General features: G+C 39.4%; 17 protein-coding genes. 5 read left to right on the top strand and 12 right to left on the bottom strand.

Annotation, left to right across the window (positions count from 1 at the left end; translation table 11 throughout):
- Positions 1–32 precede the first annotated feature (32 nt).
- Complete coding sequence (locus CA265_12845; protein ID ARS40498.1) at positions 33–896, bottom strand: polysaccharide deacetylase; 864 nt, start codon at positions 894–896, stop codon at positions 33–35.
- A gap of 12 nt (positions 897–908) precedes the next feature.
- Complete coding sequence (locus CA265_12840) at positions 909–1,787, bottom strand: polysaccharide deacetylase (GenBank protein ARS40497.1); 879 nt, start codon at positions 1,785–1,787, stop codon at positions 909–911.
- A 176-nt stretch (positions 1,788–1,963) separates the two neighbouring features.
- Between CA265_12840 and CA265_12835 the strand changes: the two genes are divergently transcribed.
- Both CA265_12835 and CA265_12830 read left to right on the top strand, forming a co-directional pair.
- The gene (locus CA265_12835) at positions 1,964–4,471 is read left to right on the top strand and encodes a S9 family peptidase (GenBank protein ID ARS40496.1); all 2,508 of its coding nucleotides are present in this window, start codon (positions 1,964–1,966) and stop codon (positions 4,469–4,471) included.
- Positions 4,472–5,277: 806 nt separating this feature from the next.
- Positions 5,278–5,721, top strand: coding sequence for a hypothetical protein (locus tag CA265_12830; protein ARS40495.1), 444 nt, complete (start codon positions 5,278–5,280; stop codon positions 5,719–5,721).
- Positions 5,722–6,268: 547 nt separating this feature from the next.
- On the opposite strand, the gene CA265_12825 is transcribed toward CA265_12830, so the two are convergent.
- Positions 6,269–7,105, bottom strand: coding sequence for a hypothetical protein (locus CA265_12825; protein ARS40494.1), 837 nt, complete (start codon positions 7,103–7,105; stop codon positions 6,269–6,271).
- A gap of 167 nt (positions 7,106–7,272) precedes the next feature.
- On the opposite strand from CA265_12825, the gene CA265_12820 reads away from it, so the two are divergent.
- Positions 7,273–10,050: a hypothetical protein gene (locus tag CA265_12820; GenBank protein ARS40493.1), complete on the top strand. Its 2,778-nt coding sequence runs from the start codon at positions 7,273–7,275 to the stop codon at positions 10,048–10,050.
- Positions 10,051–10,194: 144 nt separating this feature from the next.
- Complete coding sequence (locus CA265_12815; protein ID ARS40492.1) at positions 10,195–11,847, top strand: peptidase M28; 1,653 nt, start codon at positions 10,195–10,197, stop codon at positions 11,845–11,847.
- A gap of 79 nt (positions 11,848–11,926) precedes the next feature.
- On the opposite strand, the gene CA265_12810 is transcribed toward CA265_12815, so the two are convergent.
- Both CA265_12810 and CA265_12805 read right to left on the bottom strand, forming a co-directional pair.
- Positions 11,927–12,529, bottom strand: a complete 603-nt coding sequence (locus tag CA265_12810) for a hypothetical protein (GenBank protein ARS40491.1) — start codon at positions 12,527–12,529, stop codon at positions 11,927–11,929.
- A gap of 319 nt (positions 12,530–12,848) precedes the next feature.
- The gene (locus CA265_12805; GenBank protein ID ARS40490.1) at positions 12,849–13,406 is read right to left on the bottom strand and encodes an NAD(P)H-dependent oxidoreductase; all 558 of its coding nucleotides are present in this window, start codon (positions 13,404–13,406) and stop codon (positions 12,849–12,851) included.
- Between the two features lie 103 nt (positions 13,407–13,509).
- Between CA265_12805 and CA265_12800 the strand changes: the two genes are divergently transcribed.
- A complete protein-coding gene (locus CA265_12800; protein ARS40489.1) occupies positions 13,510–14,712 on the top strand; it encodes an MFS transporter in 1,203 nt (400 codons plus the stop codon).
- Between the two features lie 53 nt (positions 14,713–14,765).
- Here CA265_12800 and CA265_12795 read toward each other — a convergent pair whose 3' ends face one another.
- The 7 genes from CA265_12795 to CA265_12765 all read right to left on the bottom strand — a co-directional run bounded on the left by CA265_12795 (position 14,766) and on the right by CA265_12765 (position 24,132).
- Positions 14,766–15,401, bottom strand: a complete 636-nt coding sequence (locus CA265_12795) for a hypothetical protein (GenBank protein ARS40488.1) — start codon at positions 15,399–15,401, stop codon at positions 14,766–14,768.
- 282 nt (positions 15,402–15,683) lie between these two features.
- Positions 15,684–16,181: a hypothetical protein gene (locus tag CA265_12790; protein ID ARS40487.1), complete on the bottom strand. Its 498-nt coding sequence runs from the start codon at positions 16,179–16,181 to the stop codon at positions 15,684–15,686.
- An 11-nt stretch (positions 16,182–16,192) separates the two neighbouring features.
- Entirely contained in the window at positions 16,193–16,873 is a 681-nt protein-coding gene (locus tag CA265_12785; GenBank protein ARS40486.1) for a hypothetical protein, read from the bottom strand.
- A 124-nt stretch (positions 16,874–16,997) separates the two neighbouring features.
- Positions 16,998–19,598, bottom strand: coding sequence for an ATP-dependent chaperone ClpB (locus CA265_12780; protein ARS40485.1), 2,601 nt, complete (start codon positions 19,596–19,598; stop codon positions 16,998–17,000).
- A 613-nt stretch (positions 19,599–20,211) separates the two neighbouring features.
- Positions 20,212–22,887 (bottom strand): alpha-rhamnosidase, encoded by a 2,676-nt coding sequence (locus CA265_12775; protein ARS40484.1) that lies wholly within the window; start codon positions 22,885–22,887, stop codon positions 20,212–20,214.
- 143 nt (positions 22,888–23,030) lie between these two features.
- Complete coding sequence (locus CA265_12770) at positions 23,031–23,429, bottom strand: orotate phosphoribosyltransferase (GenBank protein ID ARS40483.1); 399 nt, start codon at positions 23,427–23,429, stop codon at positions 23,031–23,033.
- A gap of 37 nt (positions 23,430–23,466) precedes the next feature.
- Positions 23,467–24,132, bottom strand: coding sequence for an orotate phosphoribosyltransferase (locus CA265_12765; protein ID ARS40482.1), 666 nt, complete (start codon positions 24,130–24,132; stop codon positions 23,467–23,469).
- Positions 24,133–24,478: the final 346 nt, after the last annotated feature.

The raw sequence follows: 24,478 nt of genomic DNA, 5'->3' as shown, positions 1-24,478 counted from the left end.
GGAATTGATTTACTTAAGATTTACAGTCAAAACTATGGTTTTGTTTTATTAAAACTCTTGTTTATGCTGTAATATAAGTTTTTTGCTGTGTATCTCCCCGGATCAATGATTCTTCTAATGGTGTAAAGCGGATAATTTTCATCTCGTGCTGTCGAAAGTATAAATGCCGCTTTAAAGCCATGTTCTTTTAGTTTATGCAAAGTTGATGCTTTAAAAACGCCATAGGGATAAGCGAAATATTCCACTTTTTTTCCTGTAATCTCTTCCAGTTTTTTAGTAGGTGCATCAATTTGGCTTGTCCAGTCCTCATCGGTAAACTGGGCAAAGTTTTTGTGATCGTAGGTATGGCTGGCAATCGTATTTCCTTCGTCGGATAACTGTTTAATCTGCTCTTTAGTCATGTAATTGATCCGGCCTTTTCTCCCGATGGATACCGTCATGATAAAATAAACGCCTTTAAAACCATGTTTTTTCAGCGTTGTATTTCCAATCGTAAATTGATCCTCATCCGTATCATCAAAAGTGATCATAATTGGCTTTTCAGGCAGCTTAGCGCCATATACCAAATAATTGTACAGCTGATCAGGTAGGATGGAGTGGTAGCCACTATCGGCCAGCATTTTCATGTGTTCCTTAAACTTATCAGGAGCTATAATATCATCATGCGCCCTTTTGCTATCAGTGGCAATATTATTCCTGATCTGGTGATAACACAAAACCGGCACCTCCCTGCGCGCCAGTATCGTTTTGGTATCGGCAGGTTTGGTGTGGGTCGAATCTATTTTAACTTCTTCTGTTTTGGTTTTTGCGGCAGTTTTTCCTTTTGAAGCATCAGATGATTGGCAAGAGGCTAAAAATAATGCAGAAACAGCACCGTAGAGCAGAAAATTTTTCATATTCGTCGCCTGTTAAAAGCTGTTTTTAATGCTGTTGCTTAATGTTTTAGGCGACCAGTAACCACTGGCAATAATCCTGCGGATGGTAAATAACGGATCTTTTTCATCGCGTTTGGTTGATAGTTGATAAGCCATTCTAAACCCACGTTTTTTAAGTTCCGGAATTCCTTCTGCATTCCATAAACCGAAAGGATAGGCAAATTCTGTCATTTTTTTTCCTGTAATTTCTTCCAGTTTTTTAGTTGGTTTATCTAACTGCTCTTCCCAATCTTTACCCGCATATTTCTTGAAATTTTTATGATCGTAAGTGTGGCTGCCGATCACATTTCCTTCGTCAGCAAGTTGCTTAATCTGCTCTTTGCTCATGTAATCTACAAATTTCCCTTTTTTACCGATCGAAACCGTCATGATGAAATAAACGGCTTTATAACCTAATTTATCTAAAGTTGGGCGCACAATCGTAAACTGATCCAGGTCAGTATCGTCGAAGGTTAACATAATGGGTTTGCTCGGTAGCGCTGCACCAGTGTTCAGGTAGGCGTAAAGCTGATCGGGTAAAATGGTATGGTAACCGCTATCGGCCAACATTTTCATCTGATCTTTAAAGTTCTGGATTTCTACAATATAATCTTTGCCTACTTTGCCATCTGTTGCTTTCCAGTTTCTTACCTGGTGGTAGCATAAAATGGGCACCTGTTTTCTGGCTAAAATGGTTTTAGCATCAGCAACTTTAATTTTCGAAACATCAACCGGTGTTCCGGTGCTGGCTGCCGTATTGCTGGTTTGTGCAGTAGAATCTTTGGTAGCAGAATTTTCTGTTTGAGATTTAGATTGGCAGCTGGCAAATAAGATTGCTCCGGCTGTTATTAGGGTTAAAAAGCTGTATTTCATTATTAGGATATATAGCTACAAAACTATAAAATCCATTAATTATTTATCCATCAAAACAAATTGTGTTAATAATTAATTTCAGTTGCAGGAAATTACGCTAACTATCGCATTTATTACACATCAAAAACTGCTTAATATCCTTTAATTAAATAATTTAGCGGCTCAAACAAATTTTGATGAATAAACTTTATAAACTCCTGCTGTGTGCGCAGTTTTTATCCTTAACTGTAGCCGCACAAAACAAAACATTTACCCTAACCGAGAATATTCAGCCTCAGCCTAAAGCAAATTATCAGCTTGCATCGCGTTTTTCGCCAAATAAGCTGAAAAAAATGGTTTATTCTACTGCAGTAGATCCGCATTGGTTAAAATTGAGCAATCGTTTCTGGTACACTTTCGAAAGTCCAAAAGGAAAGTTTTGGTACCTGGTAGATCCGGCATCAAAAAGCAAAAAACTGATGTTTGATAATGCTAAACTGGCAGCCGATATTACCCTGATTGTCCGCGATCCCTTCGATGCCGAACATTTACCACTCGAAAACCTGAAATTTGCCGCCGACGAAAAAAGTATCTCTTTCGAAATTAAAAGCAGTGTAGATGAGCTTAAGAAGGATAGAAAAGATAAAAAAGCTGCAGATTCTATGCAGAAGAAAATATTTTCTTTCAAATACGAACTGGCCAGTGCAAAATTAACAGAGGTGCCAAATTTCAGCAAGCCAAAACCGAAACCATCATGGGGATCTGTAGCACCCGATTCGTCGGCCATTATCTTCTCCCGTAATTACAACCTGTATTGGATGGATAAAGACAACTACAAAAAGGCAGTCAAAAATGAAGATGACAGCACCATTGTAGAACATCAGCTTACTAAAGATGGCGTTAAGTTTTATTCGTACGGAAGCGATGGTGATGGCGAAAACAATGTAGAGAACGAAAAAAACAATAAAAAACGCCGTGGTGCTTATGTGCTCTGGTCGCTGAATTCGAAATATTTCGTATTGGACAGAACCGATTCGCGTAAGGTTAAAGATCTTTGGGTCATAAATAGCGTTACACCGGGTCGTCCAACTTTAGAAACCTATAAATATCAAATGCCTGGCGAGGCTGAAGCCCCTCAGGATGAAGTGCTGTTATTTGATTTCGCTGCAAAATCTTATAAAAAACTAAGTGTTGCCGCATTTAAAGATCAAAGTGTTTCGGTTTGGAGCAAACCATCATTAAATAAAGACCGTGATAACGAATTCCGTCCATCTATTTGGTTGGGTAACGATAGCAAGTTCTATTTTTCGCGCACCAGCCGCGATTTAAAACGTATCGACATCGGTACGGTTGATATTGCCAGCGGAAAAGTTACGCCTTTAATCGACGAACGTTTTAATACTTATGTGGAGGTTAACCGTCCGGGTTTGGTAAACGATGGTAAAGAACTGATCCATTGGAGCGAGCGCGATGGCTGGGCACATTTTTATCTTTTTGATGAAAACGGGAAGCTGAAAAACCAGATTACCAAAGGCGCTTTCCACTGTGAGAGCATCGTGAATATCGACGAGAAAAAACGTATCCTTTATTTTACGGCAAATGGCAGGGAAGGTAAAGAAGATCCTTATTATCTGCACTTGTACAGCATCAATTTTGATGGTTCGAACCTGAGATTGTTAAATGCAGGCGATTTTGATCATGCGGCGAACATGAACGATAACAATACTTTTTTTGTCGATAATTATTCGAGGGTAAACACGGCTCCAAAAGCAACGCTTTATGATGGAACCGGTAAAAAAGTAATGGACCTTGAAACTACAGATCTTTCATTGCTGATGACAGCGGGTTACAAATTCCCTGAGCCTTTCAAAGTAAAAGCTGATGATGGAATTACCGATTTATATGGCGTAATGTATAAACCTTTCGATTTCGACCCAAATAAAAAGTACCCGATTATCGAGTATGTTTATCCAGGTCCGCAAACGGAAGCCGTAAATAAGGCTTTCAGCAAAAGCATGGATCGTACCGAACGTTTGGCGCAATTTGGTTATATCGTCATTACGGTAGGTAACCGCGGTGGAAACCCTTCGCGCTCTAAATGGTACCATACTTACGGTTATGGTAATTTGCGCGATTACGGTTTGGCAGATAAGAAAACAGCTATTGAGCAATTGGCAGCTAAATATGCTTACATCGACGAATCTAAAGTGGGCATTACAGGCCACTCTGGAGGCGGATTTATGTCAACAGCTGCGATGTTGGTTTACCCTGATTTCTTTAAAGCTGCAGTTTCTAACGCCGGAAATCACGATAATAGCATTTACAACCGCTGGTGGAGCGAAAAACACCATGGTGTAAAAGAAACCATTTCATTAAAAGGAGATACCTCGTTTAAATACAGCATTGATAAAAACCCTGATCTAGCCAAAAACCTGAAAGGTCATTTGTTGTTGATGCACGGCGATGTAGATAACAATGTGCATCCGGCAAATTCTATCCGCGTGGCTAATGCATTGATGAGGGCAGGCAAACGTTTCGATTTCCTGATTATTCCTGGTCAGCGCCATGGTTTTGGCGATATGACGGAGTATGCTTTCTGGAAGCTGGCTGATCATTTTAACAAATATTTAATCGGCGATTTTTCTGAACCGAGCGATGTTGATTTGGTAGAAATGGACAGAGATATCGAACAGAACGGAAAATAGTTTGAATACAATAGTTATTACAATGGCCTGCGGAAACGCAGGCCATTTTTTTTATAACGATAAGTCTTCATTGCGGAGCTAATCTTTCATTAATCGTGGCAATCTACCTGATTAGCGTTGCATGAAGCACGTATTCATAAACCTTAAAAATGGAATGCTGCCTTGGCCGCCTAGCCCCGGTTGAAGTGTTACCCTGCAGCAACGAGGTACGAGGCAGCGAAGCGTATAAGCGTAAAACGGGAGAGGCTAAATGTTTTGCACAGGTATTGCGCTCCAAAAAAACTCATAACTATTGAGACTAATCTTCATTTGCCATAGCAACCTACCTAACTAGTATTTCTCCATGGTGGTGTCCTCACAAACCATTTTCATTTTTTTTATGATGAATTATTGTTTTGAAAAGCAGCGTCCCGACGTTCTTCGGTTATTTCAGTCCTGCTATTGCCTATTAACATAAATCGTGATTGCGAGGCTAATTTTTCATTAGCCGTGGCAATCTTTTTTTTCCTTGCCATGGTTTGTGCACTCACAAACCATTTTCATGTTTTTTATGATGAACTATTGTTTTGAAAAGCAACGTTCGGCAGTTCTTCGGTTATTTCAGTCCTGCTATTGCCTATAGTCCCGATTTTAAGATCTCTTAAATCATAAATATTTGCTCCAATCGGGAGCTATTTGGCGCTATCAGGTTTAATTCATTTAGGGCTGCATCTCTTTATTCGCAAAACCATGGTATTATCTTACCTATATAAAAAAAGGAGCAGATTAAGCTTGAAACAATTGCAGGAGATGGCTGTTATTTTAATATGAATTACAAAAGCACAATTTTGGCAACATTACTTTTAGTTGGAGGAATTGCCAGTAGCAACGCTCAAGATATAGATCAGAAAAATGTTCCCTCATTGGTTAAAACGGCATTTAATAAAGCTTATCCAAAAGCAACAGATGCAGATTGGGAAAAGAAAGGTGCAAATTATGAAGTTGATTTTAATTTAGGAAAGGTAGATCATAAAGCCACTTACTCAGCAGCTGGCGAAACGGTTTCTTTCGAAAAAGATATTCCAAATGCGCAGCTTCCGGCGGTAATAGCTAAAAATATTAAAGCTAAATATCCAAAAGGCAGAATTGATGATGTAGATTGGATTAACACTGGAGGAAAAATTACCTATAAAATTGATATTGAAGGTACACCAGACGTAAATGTATGGTACGACGCAAGCGGCAAGTTTATTAAAGAAGTGGCCGATTAATTTTAACCGCATGAATCGTCGTTGTGGCTAATTTTTAATTAGCTGTGGCAATCTTTTTTCTCTTGCCATGGTTTGTGTCCTCACAAACCATTTTCATGTTTTTATGATGAACTATTGTTTTGAAAAGCAGCGTTCGGTAGTTCTTCGGTTATTTCAGTCCTGCTATTGCCTATTAACATAAATCGTCATTGCGAGGCTAATTTTTCATTAGCCGTGGCAATCTTTTTTTTCCTTGCCATGGTTTGTGTCCTCACAAACCATTTTCATTTTTTTTTATGATGAGTTATTGTTTTGAAAAGCAACGTTCTGACGTTCTTTGGTTATTTCAGCCCTGCTATTGCCTATAGTCCCGATTTTAAGACCTCTTAAATCATAAATATTTACTCCAATCGGGAGCTATTTGGCGCTATCAGGTTTGGTTAATTTGGTGCCGTGTTCCAAATTTTGACTGTTTACATTGCAAAGGTGCTGTGATACCGTGGTATAAAAAAAGCCCCGAATAAATTCGGGGCTTCTGATCTGTTAAGGTAATCCTTTGGGGTATTTTTTATTTATAAAGGTAATTTACGGCAATTACATCATTTGCATTGAAGGTCCGATTACCGCCGTTAGAACAGGCTAACATAAATGAGCCCGCATCAGGACTCGAAGGTGTTCCCGGAATTCTAATCGCACCAACATTCGATGCACCTTCATTTCCTGCCCCACTTGCACCGCAACTAAAGGCACGGTTCATATAATCCGTATGGCGGAAACCGATGCAATGGCCAACTTCGTGCTGGATCACGGAAGCTAAATACAATAAATTAGGATTGGCACCATAGGCTGCTGCATTGGTGTTCATTCTGATCTGATTAAAAGGTTTACCTGATGAAGTAGGGAAACCTGCAGAGCCTAGGGTAATAAAGCCTCCACTTGGACCTTCATTAAAGCCAACAACATTAATGTTTCCGGTTGTTCCGGCGCTGGCCCTTTGGAAAGTGATACGTAAACCCAACGAGTTGTATCTCGAAATCATCGTGTTAACCGCGTCGCTATACACCTGAGGTAAATTGGTTACCGAAACGGTAATTACCCGTGGTAAAGATTTAACAAGGTTTGTGGTTCGGTACTGTTCAGTTTCGGCAATGTTTAAATTTGCACCAGTAGAAGGCTCAGCTAAGTTGTCGTCAGTTAAAAGAATATCGCCCTCTACCAAATAGCCTTCATCTATCTTACGGATATTGTCGGTGCTAAAGCCTAGCGATTTAATCTGTGATAATTTGTCTGCTGAGATATCAGTTTTGTCTTCTACTGCATTTTCTGTATTATTACTCTTACATGAGTATAGGTTAGTGAGCAGAAAACATACTGCTGCAATCGATAAAAATTTTGTTGTTTTCATCTTGGTTAGAATTAAATTAGTTTAGGTTGAATAAGTTAGTTAATAAAATTTGTGGATTACCTTATAAATCCTAATTTAGAGAAGATAATCGATGTAAACAAAATTTTATAATAAAATAATTTTTGAAAGTCAATACTGTATTTTTAGTTATATGTTTTTGTCTGTCTGTGCTGGGTTTAAAAGCACAGGTACAACCTGGCGGAATAGAAAAATCTTTTGAAAAATATATTTCAAAAACTGGCAATTTGCAAAAATTAAGTGCCGATCAGCCTGTTTTAGTTCGGTTCAAACATAGTTTAACAGCGGCTGAAATTCAATTGTTGAAGCCCAAAAAGCGGCTTGCAAGCGATTATTTTATCGTCGATAGATCTAATATTGATCGCTTTTCTAACAGTATAGCTTCACAAGAACAAGCCAACGGACTTTGGAAGGTGAGTGATCGATTGATGAAGGTATTAAACAAAAGCACTAAAAAGAACGATTCTATCCTGGTTAGGCTGGCCTTCAAAAATATAAATGCATTACCAAAAGCTGTTGCAGGCCTAAAGATAAAATCAACCGATCATGTCAATAACATTTGTTCGGTTTACCTGTCGCCAGGCGATTTAATGGCTTTGTTGGAACTCAATGATATTTTATACGCAGATGTTCTGCCGGTGGCGAGAGAGGAAGTAGTGGTTAACGGAATCGATCTGGGTTTAAACCAAATTTCTAATACCCGTAGTCTTTTTCCCGGTATTGATGGCACAGGCATAAATGTTTCGTTTAAAGAAGGAATGTATGATGCAGCTGATCTTGATTTATTGGGAAAAACCCTTCCGGGCGCTACGATTGGTAAAACACCAACTACGCATGCCACTATTATGGCTACTTTAGCCCTGGGGAACGGGAACTCTTTTATCCGTGGCCTGGGCGCAGCGCCTAAAGCCAAACTTGCCTATTCCGATTTCGCTAACCTCATGCCTGACCTGGCTGCCGATTTAAATAAACTTCAGATTAAAGTTCAAAACCATTCCTACGGTACTGATATAGATAACGATTATGGTATGGAGGCTGCTGCCTACGATAAACAGATTTTTGAAAGCGATACCTTGATTCATGTTTTTTCTGCAGGGAACAAGGGAACAAGCACGCCATCCGTTGGTGTTTATCAGGGCATGACCTCCCGCGCTAATTTAACGGGCAATTTTAAACAGGCTAAAAATTTATTGGTAATAGGTGGAATCAACAGGGAAAATATTTCTGAAAACCTAAGTAGTAAAGGTCCTGCCTACGATGGTCGTGTAAAACCCGAACTTGTTGCCCTTGGCGAGGATGGAACATCTGGCTCTGCAGCGATTACCAGTGGATCGATTACTTTGCTGGAACAATTTTACCAGCAGAAATATAAAAAAGCACCTTCTGCATCATTGATCAGGGCAACGGTAATTAATTCGGCTGATGATTTGGGCACACCTCAGGTTGATTTTGTGTACGGATACGGGAAACTCAATGTCGCCCAATCCTTAAAAACTTTAGATGAAAACAGGGTTTCTCTATATGAGGTGGCTAAAAATCAGGATCTGCTTATTCCGTTGACTATTCCAGCGAATGTAGCCGAAGTTAAACTTACCATGACCTGGAACGATCCTCCTGCAATTGTAAATGCTGCACAAAGTTTGGTGAACGGATTAGATTTAAGTCTCGAAAATCCTGCCGGAAATTTAACGCTGCCCTGGGGGTTAAGCAGTTTTCCTCATTTAGATTCCCTCTCAAAGCCAGCGGTGCGTAAGGCCGATCTTATCAATAACGTTCAGCAGGTTACACTCGATAATCCTGCTGCCGGTGCTTACAATATCCATGTTAAGGGTAACAGGATCGCACAAGGCAATAACCAGCGTTTTGCACTGGCTTATCGTTATACATTCAAAAACACTTTTTCTTTCATCAGCCCGGAAAAAAACGAATACTTTTTCGCCAATGAAGATAACTACATCCGGTGGGAGAATACTTACGCAAGTAAAACCGGAAACTTATCGGTGAGTTATGATGATGGACTTACCTGGAAATCAATCGCCTCGGGGATCGATTTAAGCAAAGGTTTTTACCATTGGAGTACCCCTGATTTATTCACTAAAGCCATGATCAAAATGGAGGTAGAGGGAAATATAATTTTGAGCCAATCGTTTACTATTTCCAGTCCAAGGATATTGAAAGTTGGCTATGTATGTAAAGATGGTGTGGTGTTAAACTGGAACCCTCAGCCCGGTGCAAAAGATTATACGTTATATAATATAGTAGATAATATCCTTTCTCCGGTGTTAACCCTAACCGATACCATTGTTAAGCTTGATGTAAACAAGGTTAATAGTAAATATTTTGCTGTGGCCGCAAATGGTCTAGGTTTTACAGCCGTAAAAAGTTATACCATAGATTATACACAGCAGGGCATTGCTTGTTATGTTAAGAGTTTGTCTGCCGCTGTAAGCGACGATAAAGTAAGGCTTGATCTCAGTATTGGAAGCACCCTGGATTTAAAGAATATCATTTGGGAAAAACAAACGGGTGTTAATACTTTCACGGCATTACAGCAAACCAAACCTGTCCAGAATCAGCTTGATTATGCCATTTTCGATGATCAGCCAAAAGCGGGCATTCAGTTTTACCGCGTTACTTTCGAAACGGCTAACGGCCAGGTACAGAGCGATCTGGTTTCGGTAGTGTTCCTTAAGGAAAATGAATTTACTTTCTATCCCAATCCGGTAACTGATTATTTAACCATTCTGAGCGGATCTTTCGAAGATTATAGTTTGTTGTTATTTAATATATTAGGGCAGAAGGTTTTCGAAGAAAAGGCCACAAGCTCAAACCGCTTTTTGCTCAATGCATTATCAACGGGTGTTTATGTTGGTATAATCAATAAAAACGGGCAACAGTTAAAGAAATTTAAGCTGATTAAGAAATAAGCATTTTCTGTGGAAATCTGTGAGATCTGCGGGAGATTCTTTTGCGCGTTTTGTTCTCAGATTTAAGATGATAAACACAGAATGTTCCCAATTTCTTCGTATTTTTCAGCAAATGCGATTAATTATTTAAAAACGATCCTTTAAATGAAAAAACTCCTGCTACTTCCCAGCTGTGCACTCCTTTTCTTTTGTTCATGTAAGCAAGGTGCAAAAAATAACAGTGTTGGTGCCGATTCTTTAGCCATAAAAGCCATTAATGATTCGAGTTTAACCCAATATCTATCCGTAATTGCAGCTGATAGTTTAGAGGGGCGAAAGCCTTTTACCAATGGAGAAACCAAAACCATTAATTATCTAAAAACTCAATTCGAAAAACTGGGCCTGCAGCCTGGCAATGGCGATAGTTTCTTCCAGGAGGTACCCATGGTGGAAATTAAATCCATACCTGAAGATAAAATGGTGCTTAAAGGGAAATCCGCTTCCTTAACCCTCAATTATTTAACCGATTTTGTGGCTGGCACGCGCCGTGTGCAAGATGAAGTAAGCATAAGTAACTCACCACTGGTTTTTGCGGGTTATGGTATTGTGGCGCCCGAATATGGCTGGAATGATTATGCAAACCTTGATGTAAAGGGGAAAACGGTAGTGGTGCTGATTAATGATCCGGGTTTTGCCGATTCGACCTTATTTAAAGGCAAAAATATGACTTACTACGGCAGATGGACCTATAAGTTTGAAGAAGCTGCACGACAGGGCGCTACAGGAATTATTATCGTTCATGATACCGAACCGGCAGCTTACCCCTGGACAGTTGTGCGCAGTGGCTGGTCGAAATCTAAACTTACGCTGCAAAGCGAAGACAATGGCATGAGCAGGGCTGTAGTAGAAGGCTGGATTACTTTAGAAAAGGCGAAACAGCTGTTTGCAATGGATGGGAAATCATTCGATCAACTGGCTTTAAGTGCCCGGAAAAAAGGTTTTAAGGCTGTCGATTTAGATATCACCACCTCACTCAAAGTTAAAAATACCATCAAAAAATCAGTTACTTATAACGTTCTGGCTAAAATACCCGGTGATCAACGTAAAGATGAAGCGATTATTTATTCGGCACACTGGGATCATTTGGGCGTGGGCGAAAAAATACAGGGCGATTCGATTTACAACGGAGCGGTTGATAATGCCACTGGCGTAGCTGCTTTATTCGAAATTGCATCAGCATTTAAAAAACTACCCAAAACTCCCGCACGGACCATTTTATTTATTTCCTATACGGCAGAGGAGCAAGGCCTTTTAGGATCAGAGTATTATGCCAAACATCCTACCTTTCCTTTAGCTAAAACCGTAGCCAATATTAATATGGACATGATGGGCATTGCCGGTAAAACCAAAGATGTTGTGGTATATGGTTTTGGCCAGTCAGAACTGGAAGATTATGCTGCCGAGGCGGCTAAAAAGCAGGGTAGGGTAATTGTTCCCGATCCTGTTCCATCATCAGGATTGTACTACCGTTCAGATCATTTTAACCTGGCCAAGGTTGGTGTGCCTTCACTGTTTACTGGTTCGGGTGTAGATAACATTAAGAACGGCAGGGCATGGGGATTAAAACAGGTAGCCGATTTTACCAAATTCCGTTACCATTCGCCGCAGGATAATTTCGATGCCAAAACATGGGATTTATCAGGTATTGTAGCAGATGTTCGGATGCTTTTTGATTTGGGCTATCGCATCAGTAACGAAGATTCGTATCCAAAATGGAAAGATGGATCTGAATTTAAAGCCATCAGAGAAAAGAAGTAAAACAAAGAGCGTCCCGATGGTAAACCGGGACGCTCTTTGAAAAAAAGTCATTTATTATTTTCCCCTAAGGGAGAATGAATTAAAAGTAGAATTGTACACCTAATCTTGGTGCAAAAGTATCAGCGTTTAAGCCAAAAGTGTTTGTTTTTAACTTAGCGCCTGTACCTTCAGCTTTTAAAGTATAGTTTTCATAACTTAAACCTTTAACTGAAAGTTCGATACCGATTCTTTTGGTTGGGAAAAATGCAAATCCCGGAGCAAGTTCTACACCGATTTTAGTCGTAGTACCCAATTTAACTGCGTTATCGCCGTTAGCATCAGTTGCTTTTAACTCACCAAATGCCAATGGCACTGATAATTGTCCGAAGAATTTGAATTGATCAGATAAACCAACATAGTAACGTCCGAATGGAGCAACTTTAAAAGCACCATCCTGAGTTTTGTTGCTTACTTCTTTATTGTATTCGTAACCAACACCAGTACCGATTGCAAAATTGTTGCTAATAAAATAACCAACACTTGGTAATACGCTAAAGCTGAAATCTGCTTTTGGAGCGCCATCTGCTTTTGTAGAGTTTACACCTACATTACCGCCTAACATAAAATTTCCTTTTTCAGTTTGTGCTTGTGCACCATAAACTAAACCTGCTACTGCTACTAAAGATAATAATAGTTTTTTCATCTTTTTTATTATTTATTTGTTATAAAAATATAGTCAATTTTACTTTTTTAATTTCTGACTATATTTGAATAAAAGTCAACACTTGTGCCAAAAAACTTTGTCAGCGTCATCAAAAAATCAGTTTTTGGTCAACTGTCTAATTGATAAAGAGATATAAATTTAGTGTTAAGTCAATATTATTTTCGTGTGACCAAAAATTAATCAACTGATTAATTTTTCAGGCATGACAGATTGACAATCTGACTTTTTTTGTATAAATGTCAGATTTTAAACTGTCGCAAATGGCAGGTTTTGTATAGGGGAATGCTGCCGTTTTGGATTAAACTTTACAGGCAGAAATTAAATTTTCTATTTTCTTTTTGATGATACCGATGGTTCTCTCATCCGTCAGATTTCCCTCTGCATCGAATTTATTTTGCGCCTGGGCCACTAAAACTTCTGGTTGTAAAACCGGATTCATGTTCAGGAAGGTAAAAACAGGCAAAAATGCTGTTTGCATTCTAACCGTTCCCCACATGCCCTGTGTGGCGCCCATTACGGCAACTGGTTTATGCATTAAGGGCGAATCTTTTCCACGGCTGGCCCAGTCGATGGCATTTTTTAGTCCACCAGGGATGGAATAATTATATTCAGGAGAAACAATAATAAAAGCATCAGCTGTAGCGAGGGCATCTCTAAATTTCGTCACGCTTGCAGGCCTTTCTTCTGTTTCAGGCAAGTCGAGGTCTGCATTATAAACAGGAATATCATCAAAAGCCACTGTTTCGAAGTGGATACCTTCGGGGATTAAACTGCCTGCAACTTTAAGCAGCATGGCATTGTACGATCCCTTTCTTAAACTTCCGCATAAGCCAACAATTTTTCTGTTCTTTTCCATAGCTATAAAACCAAAACTTTATAAAAATGTTTGGTTTGTGCAAGGACAATCGGTGTAGTTTAAAAATTTATATTCACTATTTTTGACGGTATAATTTACCGTTATGACTGAGAATAGCACCACCACCTCCATTATTGAAAAAACCGTTTTCCCTATACTTTTCGCTTTAAGTTTTTCACACCTGCTTAACGATACCATACAGTCGTTAATTCCTGCCATTTACCCCATTATCAAAACCAGCTATCATTTAAGTTTTTCGCAGATCGGCCTAATTACATTAACCTTTCAGCTGGCCGCATCATTGCTACAACCTTTTGTGGGTTTATACACGGATAAAAAACCTCAGCCATACTCATTGGCTACAGGCATGGGTTTTACGCTGATCGGCTTAATCTCGCTCTCACAATCCACCCATTTTTACACCATATTGCTTTCGGTATGTTTTATTGGCATTGGCTCTTCTATATTTCATCCTGAGGCGTCACGTATGGCGCATGCTGCATCAGGAGGGAAGCGGGGATTGGCGCAATCTGTTTTTCAATTGGGCGGCAATGCCGGGAGTTCTTTAGGCCCCTTATTGGCTGCCTGGATTATTGTTCCCTACGGGCAGTTCAGCGTGATCTGGTTTTCGGTTATTGCACTTTTGGCCATTATTATTTTAACCTATGTAGGCAACTGGTACAGGGGATTTATGCTTTCGAGGAGTAAAAAGATCAATATTCAAACGGTTGTGAATCAATTTTCGAGAACTAAGGTGATCTTTTCTGTTTGTATCTTACTCTTATTGATTTTCTCGAAATACTTCTACATGGCGAGTTTAACCAATTATTTTACCTTTTATCTGATCGATAAATTCCATGTTTCGGTGCAAACCTCGCAGATTTATTTATTTGTGTTTTTATTTTCGGTAGCTGCCGGAACATTGCTGGGCGGACCAATAGGCGATAAAATAGGCCGGAAATATGTAATCTGGGCTTCAATATTGGGTACTGCTCCATTTGCATTGTTGCTGCCACATGCCAGTTTATTTTGGGTAGGTGTGCTCATTGTGCCTATCGGGATGATTTTGGCGTCGGCGTTCTCGGCAATTCTGGTTTATGCGCAGGAATTGATTCCAGGAAAAGTAGGTTTGGTGGCCGGTTTGTTTTTTGGCTTTGCCTTTGGCATGGGTGGTATTGGTTCGGCTTTGTTAGGGAAGTTAGCTGATTCTACCAGTATCGAATATGTATTTAATGTTTGTGCGTTTCTGCCTTTAATCGGTTTACTAACCGGTTTCTTGCCGAATATTGAAACAAAGAAGAAATAAAAAAGCCCATCCTTTTTTAAGGGGATGGGCCAAAGCTTTAATGGTTGAGGAGGTTAAAATAGGATATAGATCTTAAAGCCGAGGTTGTTGATAACTCCTTGGCTGCTGAAATTGAATGAGGTATATTCATTTTTTGTAAAATAGTTATTCGCATTAATCTCATTTTGTTCTGTTTTATTGTAAACGATATCTGCTGATAACAAACTTGTTTCTAAGGCGAATCTTTTTGATACAAACCAGGTAATACCACCATAGGCTCCTATAGCGTATTGGTTTGATTTATAGCCTGATATTGGGGTATAACTACTGTCATATAAATTATCGTTTTTACTATAAGTATAAGCTGCTTTTCCGCCCGCATATGCAAACAAGGTTTTTACAAGAGGGAAGTAGTGTTGGTAACTTAGGTTTCCGCCGTAGCTTTTTTGCTCTTGGTGGCTATTATTTCCCGAGGAATTTTTATTTGTTCCATAGGTTAAATCTAAGCCAATCTTATCATTGTCTTTAAAGAAAAAGCCATAACCAAGTGTGAAATAGTTGTTTTTTGATTTGGTTTCGTAGTTGTTACCGCTACTTTTGCTTGTGGTAGTATTAATGCCAAAGCTTAAAGCGTTTGTTCCTTTTGTTTGCGCAAAACCGCATAGGGAGATACCCACGGCCATAGCCGTAACTAATAATTGTTTTTTCATTTGTGTTTGTGTTTTTTTTGTGTATCCAATAATAGAATAAAAAAAACACAAAAACTAATTATTTAGTTGATTTATTTTTAAGTCGTTGTAGGTCAGTAAATAAAAAAAAAGGCTGTATCATAAATGCGATTTCACTTAAGATGCTGTCATGTTGAGCTTCCCGAAGAATCGGGACAAGTAGTCGAAACACCTTAAAGCGTATTTAAACAGGTCCTTAGACAGGCTCAGGATGACAGTCTATAATTATGATACAGCCTCTTCCATCATTTATTAGGTTGTAAATTATTGACAATTGAGTCTTTCAATAAAGTAATAGGTGTCTAATGCGTCTTCTGATCCGGAATCATCATTTTCATTATGGATTGATTTTATCTTACCATCACTTTTTTGAGATCCGTTGTTATTATATTCAAATTTGATATTACCAATCGACTTAATTTTTCCGTCTTCCGATTTAAAAACCGAATTGTAATATTCAATTTTAATACCATTGATAGATTTGATTTTTCCATCCTCGGAGGGGAATACACTGTTATAATATTCCACTCTTTTATCGCCAATTGTTTTTACTTTTCCATCTTCCGATTTAAAAACCGAATTGTAATATTCAATTTTAGTACCATTGATAGATTTGATTTTTCCATTTTCAGAAGGGAATACACTGCTATAATATTCTATTTTGCCCCGAAAGCGCTGAGCAATTGCCTGATTGGAAAGGCTTAAAAGAAATAATAAGCTTATACTCGTTACGCTTAAAATTTTGGTGAATATATTTTTCATGAGCTGTGAACTTAGAAGTGGATATTGATTGTGAAAGTAGGGGTAAAGTTATCGAGTGCCAATCTCAGGTTATTTTTCTTATCGAAGTTGTACAACGATTCTTCAGCATAATAATTTTGATGAAAGAAACTTAAAATTGGAAATGAAAAATCTATGCTCGAATCATTAGAAAGCAAATAAGTAAACCCTGGAGTTAAACTGGCTCCAAAGCCTTTTGCACGTGCATCGGTGCGGATGAGGTAACCTTGATCATCAACCCTGTTGAAGGTATTAATCTGAAGAAGCAAATTGGCCTGTACAAAAAACTTAAAACGTTCTTTTACATCTACATATTTGCGTACAAAGGGAGAGATGCCGAAGCTAAATTCTTTGGGACCATAACGATCTTCGTATCTTCCATCTTCTTCATCCCAGGAGATATAACTTTCGCCGCGGAGTTTGGAAAGATTTAAAGGAATTTCCAGGCCTATGGCGAAGTTATTGGCCAAAAAGTAGCCTCCGCGAGGCGTAACGGTGAAGGTGTTTAGGCTTGGTGACGAATTGTTTTGTTTTGAGGTTCCAAAACTCAGGCTTAAACCAGCAAAGCCGGTTCCTTTTTCAGTTTGGGCATAACAATGCCAACTGACGGCGCATAGCAGCGCCATGATGATTAATTTAGGTTTCATTTTATTTGTGTTTTTGTGTGTAATCAATAATAATCATTATTGAAACAAAAAACAAGAAAATGAACTATCATGTTAGTTACTTTTAGTGAGGTTCTTTTTTAAACAAAAAAATCCCACAGAAATTAAGCTGTGGGATTTGATCTGGAATGTTTTAACCTGCGTTTTGGTTCAGGAACACAAAATTGTGATCGAACATATCCAATTTAATTTTGCTGTCTTTATCTATCTTACCCGCCAATATCTCTTTCGACAACTCATTTAAGATTCTCTTTTGAATAACCCTTTTTAACGGCCTCGCACCAAACTGCGGATCGTAACCCAATTGTGCCAGCCAATCTAAAGCTTCGTCGCTGGCATCCATTTCTATACCCATCTCGGCCAGTGTTTGCTGTACATGTTTAAACTGTAAGCTTACAATATTTCTGATTTCACTGCGGTTTAACGGGGTAAACATAATCAGTTCATCAATCCTGTTCAAAAACTCCGGACGAATGGTTTGTTTTAATACTTCAAACAGTTCGTTTTTGGTTTTGGCAATTACTTCCTCACGGTTTTCATCACTTAAGTTTTTGAAGTTATCCTGAATTAAATGTGCACCAATGTTGGAAGTCATGATGATGATGGTATTTTTAAAATTCACCGTTCTTCCTTTATTATCGGTTAAACGTCCGTCATCCAACACCTGTAGCAGGATATTAAATACATCCGGGTGTGCTTTTTCAATCTCATCAAGCAATACCACCGAATAAGGTTTACGCCTAACGGCTTCGGTTAACTGTCCGCCTTCATCATAACCCACATATCCCGGAGGCGCACCAATTAAACGCGACACGGCGTGACGTTCCTGGTATTCACTCATATCAATACGCGTTAAGGCATTTTCATCGTTGAATAAAAATTCAGCGAGGGCTTTTGCCAATTCCGTTTTACCCACACCAGTAGTACCTAAAAAGATGAAAGAGCCGATTGGTTTGCGTTTGTCCTGCAAGCCTGCACGGGAACGGCGAATGGCATCAGATATCGCTTCAATTGCTTCATCCTGACCCGCTACGCGCTGGTGTAATTCTTCTTCCAGGTGAAGTAATTTTTCGCGCTCACTGGCAATCAGTTTGGTAACCGGAATACCTGTCCAGCGACCCACCACACCAGCAATATCATCGGCGGTAACTTCTTCTTTAAGCATGCGGCTATCGCTTTGCTGGCTTTCTAAATCGGCTTTTAGTTTCTCAACTTTATCCTGTGCTTCTTTAATTTTTCCGTAACGGATTTCGGCCACTTTGCCATAATCTCCTGCACGTTCAGCTTGTTCTGCTTCTAATTTGTAGTGCTCAATCTGCTCCAGTTCGTTATTTACGGCATCTACCAGGTCTTTTTCGCCTTGCCATTTCGCTTTAAATTCATCACGCTCTGCTGATAGGTTGGCAATTTCTTCTGAAAGTTCTTTGACCTTTCTATCGTCTTTTTCCCGTTTAATCGCTTCGCGTTCAATTTCTAAACGCATAATTTCACGGTCTAAAGCATCCACATTTTCGGGCACACTATCCATCTCCATACGCAATTTCGATGCAGCCTCATCCATTAAATCTATGGCTTTATCTGGTAAGAAACGGTCTGAGATATACCGCTGACTCATTTCTACGGCTGCGATAATCGCTTCATCTTTAATCCTTACTTTATGGTGTGTTTCGTAACGTTCTTTCAGTCCGCGAAGGATCGAAATGGCATCCTGGGTATCCGGTTCTTCGACCATTACCTTCTGGAAACGACGCTCTAAGGCTTTATCTTTTTCTAAATATTTTTGATATTCATCTAAAGTGGTTGCACCAATAGCGCGCAACTCTCCACGGGCAAGGGCAGGTTTTAAAATGTTCGCTGCATCCATGGCACCTTCACCACCACCGGCACCCACCAAAGTGTGGATCTCGTCGATAAAGAGGATAATGTCGCCATCGCTCTGTGTCACTTCTTTAACTACGGCTTTTAAACGCTCTTCGAACTCACCTTTATATTTGGCGCCTGCAATAAGCGATCCCATATCGAGCGAGTAAACCACTTTACTTTTTAAATTCTCGGGTACATCACCTTTGATAATCCTGAAAGCAATACCCTCAGCAATGGCCGTTTTACCCACGCCTGGCTCACCAATTAAAATAGGGTTGTTCTTGGTCCGGCGGGATAAAATCTGGATAACCCGACGGATTTCTTCATCGCGGCCAATTACCGGATCAAGTTTTCCGCTCTCGGCGTATTCGTTTAAATTTCTGGCATATTTGCTTAAAGCCTGATAAGTGGCTTCGGCATTTTGATCGGTTACCCGGTTATCGCCACGTAGCTCTACAATGGCTTTTTTAAGGTCTTTTTCGTTAACACCTTGTTCTTTTAATAATTTCGAAGTGCTGTCGTTAACGGCTAAGATGCCTAATAATAAATGCTCAACAGACACAAATTCATCTTTAAATTCTTTTAAAAATGTTTGCGCTTTTTGCAAAACGCTATTGGCATTAGATGACAGATAGACATTACTGCCGCTCACTTTCGGGAATTTGGCAATCTCTGCATCTAAGTTTTGATTCAATGAATTTAGGTTAACGTTTAATTTCTTTAACACGTAAGAAACCACGTTTTCATCAACAGTGAGCAAACCTTTAAGCAGGTGTGCCGTTTCAATAGCCTGTTGCTGATTGCCTTGGGCTATTTCAGAAGCCTGTTGAACTGCTTCCTGGGCTTTTATGGTAAAATTGTTGAAGTTCATATTCCCTTTAAGGTCAAAACAAATGCCACATCAATTTTGATTTTATAATCGGAAATTTTGTCGGTAAGATTTTATTTTTAATGACTAAATTGCTGATAATTAATGAATTATACTGAAAATTTGTCGTGTTGGTTCTTTTAAACCTCTCAGGTTTCGAATATGCATGGTGATTTATGTAGTTAATCTTATTTTGAAAATCAGGGGTCAGTCCGTGTTGGTTAGAACAGTCCTGCTATCACTCCAAGTCCGCTCCCGAAGAAAAATCGGGATGCGGGCTTTCCACTTTATCAGGTTTATTTTACTTAGGTCTGTGGTGTTAAAACCAACGTATTTAAACTTGGGGGCGTGAGATCCTTCCATCCTAATAAGATATTTATCGCTGGAAGATACCGCAAAAGTTTAATTCACGGTCTGTAGTATGTGTAGCCAAAAGCAAGTGCCTTATCGTTAATAAACCCGATAGCAGCATAAAACCCGAAGGTGAGGTACGAGCCGAGGCTTTGAAGCGGATAGCGGGACTTTCATAGCCTAAAAGCACTAACGCTGCTTTTCTAAAAACAAATGACCACCTAAGCCACCTGAGTACATCTAAGCCAGGCGGTAATGTTATAGATTATTTTTTTGCTTTATGTTCAATTACATACTTACCGGCCGCTAAATCTATTTTTCCAGTGTTGTTTATTTTACCATCTACATAAACAATCATACCACTTGTAAGCGGTACATTAATAGTAGCTGTAGAATTTGCAGGAATGGTAATATCGTACCTGATTCCATTATTAATTCTTTTCCATGCACTCATAATTTTACCGTACGGACCAATATGACTAGCCTCAAAAGAATTGAGGCCTTCCATAATGTGCGGATCCAATATCACATGTTTAAAGCCAGGCTGCTTTTCATCTGGTTTAATGCCTCCCGGCGATTTGTACAACCAGGCACCGATTTCTCCAAACATAATGTGGTTCATCGAGATATCCGATTTTGCATCAATAGGCCAGTTCTCGTATAAAGTGGTGGCTCCGTTTTCCATCCACCAGCCCCAGCTTGGATAGGTTTTTTGTGCAGCAACTTTGTAGGCAATGTCGCTGTAGCCATTTTCGCTCAGCGCATTTAAAATGGCTTTTGTACCCAATAATCCCACATCCAGGTGGAAACCATCGGCTTCTACACGTTTGGCTAAATTTTTGGCAACTAAGGCAACTGATTCTTCCGGAACAATTTTCCAATAAAGCGGAACACTCATTTCGGTTTGTACGCCAGAAGCATAAATCCCTTTTTCTTTATTCAAATACTTGGCATTAAAAGCATCTTTAATTTTTTTAGCCATGGCCATGTACTTTTCATAATCATCGTTTTTACCTAAAATTTTTGCTGCCTTGGCTAAAATAAGCACATCAGCATAGTAATAGCAGGTAGAGGTAAGTTCGACAGGCGATTTAGATTTTACCGGAATCCAATCACCCAGGCCCCAGGTAGTTAAACCCGTAGGGTAGGTTTCATCAATATGGTTTACGTATTTCCTGATATTTTCGTAACAATCGGCAAGTAATTTTTTGTCGCCGTAAAACAGGTATACATTCCACGGAATAATCGCAATGGTACTGGTCCAATCTGGTCCGTTGCCCCATTCATAACCCCAGCCATCGGTAGGGATAATGGATGGTAAAACACCATTTGGCTGCTGCTCGTCACGGTGATCGGCGAGCCATTTTTCGTAAATGGTAATGCCATCAAAACCATAAAGGCCTGTTTCGATGGCGATCTGTGCGTCGCCTGTCCAGCCGTTTTTCTCCCGTTGCGGACAATCTGTTGGGTAGCCAAAAAGATTGGATAGGTAAGAATTATTGGTGGCGTAATAGATTTTATTGATGATCGGCTCTGAAGATTTAACATCGCCCACAACTGGCACATCACTGTGCATAAAATAACCTGTGAGGTCTTCTTTTTTCAATTCGATGGGAGCGGAGCTGCTTACTTCCACATATTGAAAGCCCTTATAATTAAAATAGGGCATGAAACTTTGTGCACCTTTTCCGTTTAAAATCAGAATGTCGGTTTGGAAAGGATCGGTATTATCCGTTGGACGGTAATGGGCATCAATATTCGAAATATCCACATGTCCGTTGGTGTATAAACGCTCGCCATGTTTCAGTTTAATCACCGTTCCGGCCGGTCCGCTCACTGTAATTTTGCTTACTCCCGAAATATTCCTGCCCAGATCGAAAAGGTAGGTGGTATCATTAAATTTTCTTAAACTTTTGCTGGCTATTTCCTCCACATTACGGATAGGGTGCATGGCCTGTGCAACAATATTTTTAGAGGGTGCTGAACGGTATATCACATTTTTCCAATCGGTATCGTCGAAGTTTGCGGTGTTCCAGCCTGCTTTTTCCAGACGAGCATCGTAATGTTCGGCGGTATAAATACTATTAAAAATAATCGGGCTTAAAGCCGTTTTCCAATCTTTACCCGATTTAATGATTTCGGTAGTGCCATCTTCGTAAGTAATGTTTAGGTCCAGACAAAAAGTTGGTCTATTGCGCCATGGGGCACGATCGAAATACCATACTGCAGTTGATTGGTGGTTGTACCATCCATTGCCCAGCAATACGCCTATTGCATTTTTGCCTTTGCTGATTGCATTGGTTACATCATAGGTAACATATAAGCTTCGTCTATCAAAACGGGTGTACATCGGATCCATGCGGTGGTTGCCTATTTTCTTCCCATTGATGGATAGTTCGTATAATCCCGCTGCGGCAATGTATGCCCTGGCCGATCTGATTTTTTTATTCGTGGTAAAGGTATTCCGGAAATAGGGAGCAGGTTTAAGTTTGATATTTTCGGTATCCGAGATCCATGCACCCTGCCAGTTTTCCATTTTCATCATGCCTGTTTCGAAGCTGGCGATATATGGCTTATTTGATTTCTTTTGATTTCCATCGGCAATGTCAACCCTCCAATAGTATTTAGTAAAAGGTTTTAGTAACTGGCCCGAATAAACGATCAGATTTTTTTCTGAAGCTATCCACCCTGTATTCCAAAGTTTTGCTTCAGCTTTAACAAGCGAAGCCGAATCAGTATCTACCAAAATACGGTAAGCAGTTTGTTTAGCGCCCTGGCTGGCATCGTTCATTTGCCAGGTAAAACGCGGATTTGGGTTGTCTAACCCGATCGGATTAACCAAATATTCGGTTTTCAAGGCCGTAACTGATTGAGCAAACGTTTTGGAAACAGGAAAGAGGGCAAAAAACAGAGCAGTTACCTGTAGAAATCTGAGGTTCATAGTTTAATGGTTATTCAAAAAACTAAGGTATTAAAATAAAATGCTGATAAAAGAACCACAATGGAATTTTTACGCATAAAAAAAGACGAGGGTTAACTCGTCTTTTGTATCTGTGCAATCATTTAAATCTTTGCAATCACTTTTTATCCTAAAATTTCTTTCAATTTTTCGGTTTGGTGATCGGCCAACTTTTGTAATGGACCAGATGCCAGCATTTTCATCATCATGTTCAAATCTGCTGAGATAATGTGTTTCGCTGTAGTTGTTCCGTTTCCGTTATCTGCTACAGTCCACTTTAACTCCACATCGAAAGGTGCTTTTTCACTCGGAATGGCTGTTATTTCCTGATTTTCGATACGGCTCGAAATTTTAATGGCCAATTTTGCCATGTTCTGAATGGTAAAACGAGCATCATCTTCAGTAGATTCCCAGTTATAGATATTTTCTGGCATCAGTTGCTGATGATTGTTCATATTGGATAGGAATGCATAAACCTCTGCAACTGGTTTATTCACCTCCACTGCGCTTTCAATAACAGTCATTATATATTTTTTATAGATTTTTGTTTTTTCTCAAAACTTAAGACTCCGAACTTAATACTTGTCCTTGTCCCCATTCTGAAGGATTTAAACGCCATTTACCTAATAATTCCATATCACTTTTGGCAATAATGCTGTGCTCAGCAGCATAATCGATTAGGGCGCCATAGTTTGATAAGGTTAAGTAACGACATTTTGCAGCTGCGAAATTTTCGTCTGCTTTTTCGAAACCGTAAGTGAAAATTGCCGCTAAGCCAGCTACCGATAATCCTGCCGCTCTTAGTGCTTCAACAGCTTGTAAACTGCTTTTTCCGGTTGAAATTAAATCTTCGATAACCACTACACGCTGACCTTCTACCACTTCACCTTCAATTAAACTTCCGGTACCGTGTTCTTTAGCTTTCGCCCTTACATAGATAAAAGGTAAACCAAGTTCCTGAGCGACTAAAACGCCCTGAGGAATTCCGGCAGTTGCAACACCCGCAATAACATCTACTGAACCAAACTCTTCCTGAATGGCCTGCGCAAGTTTCTGACGGATGTAAGTTCTAACCTGAGGGTGGGAAAGGGTAATTCTGTTGTCGCAATAAATCGGCGATTTCCAACCAGATGCCCAGGTAAAAGGGTTATTTGGTTGTAATTTGATTGCTTTTATCTGTAATAAAAATTCCGCTACCTTTAATTCAATATCACTTTTATTATACATGGCTCAAAATTACAGATTTATTTGTGTTTGTCATAACGTTTATTAAGCCCCACTTGTTTTAGCGGGGAAAGAAAATGTCGGGAATTGAATTGAATCACGACTTCCAAATGCTACAAATATCGGAAATTTTGATGGATGGTAAAAGCTATTTCTTGCCAAGCGCTGTAAATCAATGTGATAAAGAATGGCAAGGCCTGAAAATAGAAGAGAATGTAAATGTTATATTGGCTAGCTAAGTTTTTAGACTGACGAATTTTGTAGCATTAAATGATTATTTTCGTTCAAATAGCGTTTTTAAAATCTCTCGTAAATGATAAGTATTGTTTGAATTTTGCAATGAATTATT

Source organism: Sphingobacteriaceae bacterium GW460-11-11-14-LB5 (genome assembly GCA_002151545.1).
Lineage (GTDB): Bacteria > Bacteroidota > Bacteroidia > Sphingobacteriales > Sphingobacteriaceae > Pedobacter.
Note: the sequence above shows the minus strand (reverse complement) of the source record. Positions and strands in the feature narration are given on the sequence as shown.

Bases quoted from the DNA above. Each gene is read 5' to 3' on its own strand.
- CA265_12790 (ARS40487.1), bottom strand. From the start codon at position 16,181: ATGAAAAATATATTCACCAAAATTTTAAGCGTAACGAGTATAAGCTTA.
- CA265_12795 (ARS40488.1), bottom strand. From the start codon at position 15,401: ATGAAAAAACAATTATTAGTTACGGCTATGGCCGTGGGTATCTCCCTA.
- CA265_12830 (ARS40495.1), top strand. From the start codon at position 5,278: ATGAATTACAAAAGCACAATTTTGGCAACATTACTTTTAGTTGGAGGA.
- CA265_12805 (ARS40490.1), bottom strand. From the start codon at position 13,406: ATGGAAAAGAACAGAAAAATTGTTGGCTTATGCGGAAGTTTAAGAAAG.
- CA265_12765 (ARS40482.1), bottom strand. From the start codon at position 24,132: ATGTATAATAAAAGTGATATTGAATTAAAGGTAGCGGAATTTTTATTA.
- CA265_12800 (ARS40489.1), top strand. From the start codon at position 13,510: ATGACTGAGAATAGCACCACCACCTCCATTATTGAAAAAACCGTTTTC.
- CA265_12840 (ARS40497.1), bottom strand. From the start codon at position 1,787: ATGAAATACAGCTTTTTAACCCTAATAACAGCCGGAGCAATCTTATTT.
- CA265_12810 (ARS40491.1), bottom strand. From the start codon at position 12,529: ATGAAAAAACTATTATTATCTTTAGTAGCAGTAGCAGGTTTAGTTTAT.
- CA265_12770 (ARS40483.1), bottom strand. From the start codon at position 23,429: ATGACTGTTATTGAAAGCGCAGTGGAGGTGAATAAACCAGTTGCAGAG.
- CA265_12835 (ARS40496.1), top strand. From the start codon at position 1,964: ATGAATAAACTTTATAAACTCCTGCTGTGTGCGCAGTTTTTATCCTTA.
- CA265_12775 (ARS40484.1), bottom strand. From the start codon at position 22,887: ATGAACCTCAGATTTCTACAGGTAACTGCTCTGTTTTTTGCCCTCTTT.
- CA265_12780 (ARS40485.1), bottom strand. From the start codon at position 19,598: ATGAACTTCAACAATTTTACCATAAAAGCCCAGGAAGCAGTTCAACAG.
- CA265_12845 (ARS40498.1), bottom strand. From the start codon at position 896: ATGAAAAATTTTCTGCTCTACGGTGCTGTTTCTGCATTATTTTTAGCC.
- CA265_12825 (ARS40494.1), bottom strand. From the start codon at position 7,105: ATGAAAACAACAAAATTTTTATCGATTGCAGCAGTATGTTTTCTGCTC.
- CA265_12815 (ARS40492.1), top strand. From the start codon at position 10,195: ATGAAAAAACTCCTGCTACTTCCCAGCTGTGCACTCCTTTTCTTTTGT.